This window comes from Corynebacterium sp. Marseille-P3884, from assembly GCF_017942225.1.
In the GTDB taxonomy this organism is placed as follows: Bacteria; Actinomycetota; Actinomycetes; order Mycobacteriales; family Mycobacteriaceae; genus Corynebacterium.
The window spans coordinates 1-1,442 of sequence record NZ_JAGKSD010000031.1 but is presented as its reverse complement, the minus strand read 5'-3'; the positions used below and the strand labels follow the sequence as shown (position 1 = coordinate 1,442).

Annotated in this window: 1 protein-coding gene; it reads left to right on the top strand. The window is 58.1% G+C overall.

Going from position 1 to position 1,442, the window contains the following annotated elements:
- Positions 1-56: 56 nt before the first annotated feature.
- On the top strand, positions 57-1,406 hold the full coding sequence (locus J5Y21_RS11580) for an IS256 family transposase (RefSeq protein WP_210576094.1): 1,350 nt from the start codon (positions 57-59) through the stop codon (positions 1,404-1,406).
- The last annotated feature ends 36 nt before the right edge of the window (positions 1,407-1,442 follow it).

Genomic DNA, 1,442 nt, shown 5'->3' with positions numbered 1-1,442 from the left:
GGGAGTGTCAGGAAGTTTGTGTGTGAGGCTCTGATCTAGAAGGAGTTTCACCGATAATGACTACGGTGTCACCGAAGAAAAGCCATGACCCGGCGAGGGTCAACGAGATCAGCGAGAAGCTGATGGAAAATCCTGAGCTCGCCAGCTTGATCAGCGAGCTGTCAACGTCGGCTGATGATGCCAGCGACCTGGTCAAAGGCCTGTTGCAGGCATCGATCAACGCTGGTCTGCAGGCGGAAATGGATGCGCATTTGGGCTACGGACATTCCGACCGTAAAACCAAAGCCCAGGTTGAACCCACACACGGCGGCAATCACCGCAACGGGTCGTACACCAAGACCGTCAATTCTGGCTATGGCGCGCTGGACGTGACCGTGCCCAGGGATCGTGCTGGCACGTTTACCCCGAAGATGGTGCCCAAGGGAGCACGCCGGCTGACAGAGCTCGACGACATGATCGTCTCGCTGTATGCCGGTGGGATGACGGTGCGCGATATTCAGCACCACCTTGCGACCACGCTTGGGGTGGATGTGAGCCCGGATACGATCAGCACGATTACCGATGCGGTGTTAGACGAGGTCATGATCTGGCAGAACCGCCAGCTCGACGAGTTTTACCCGGTGATCTTCCTCGACGCGCTCCGCGTGAAAATCCGTGACGGTCACCGCGTGGTCAACAAAGCCTGCTACATGGCTGTTGGCATCGACATCGACGGCATCAAGCACATCTTGGGATTGTGGATCGCTGACAATGAAGGCGCCGCATTCTGGGCATCGGTGTGCGCGGATCTGGCCAACCGCGGTGTCCAGGACGTGTTCATCGTCTGTTGCGACGGGCTGAAAGGCCTGCCGGAAGCCGTGGAGGCAACCTGGCCAAATTCCATGGTGCAGACCTGCATCGTGCACCTGATTCGGGCTGCGAACCGGTGGGTGTCCTACCAGGACCGCAAATCTGTCTCCCGGGCGCTGCGTGAGGTCTACACAGCCGCAAACGAGGACACCGCCCGTGCCGGATTAGATGCTTTCGAGGCCTCAGAATTGGGCCAAAAATATCCGCAGTCGGTCAAAGTCTGGCGCGACGCGTGGGAGCGGTTCATACCGTTTCTGCAGTTCCCGCCGGCGGCACGCCGGGTGCTCTACACCACCAACTCGATCGAATCACTCAACGCTGAACTACGTAAAGCTACCCGTAACCGGGGCCAATTCCCGAACGATACTGCGGCGCTGAAGACGCTGTGGCTGATGATCTGCAATATCGAGGACAAGCGCGCTGCCCAGCGAGCCAAGAAAGCGAAACGCGACATCGAAAGCAACGGCTATATTGAAGGAGCGAAAGCCACCGGATGGAAACAAGCCATCAACCAACTAGCCGTGGCTTACCCTGACCGATTCGCGGACTACTTGTAAACCAAGCCCCCGCACACAAACAATCGGACACTCTCC

Excerpts from the sequence above, each read along its gene's own strand:
- J5Y21_RS11580 (WP_210576094.1), top strand. The coding sequence starts at position 57 with ATGACTACGGTGTCACCGAAGAAAAGCCATGACCCGGCGAGGGTCAAC.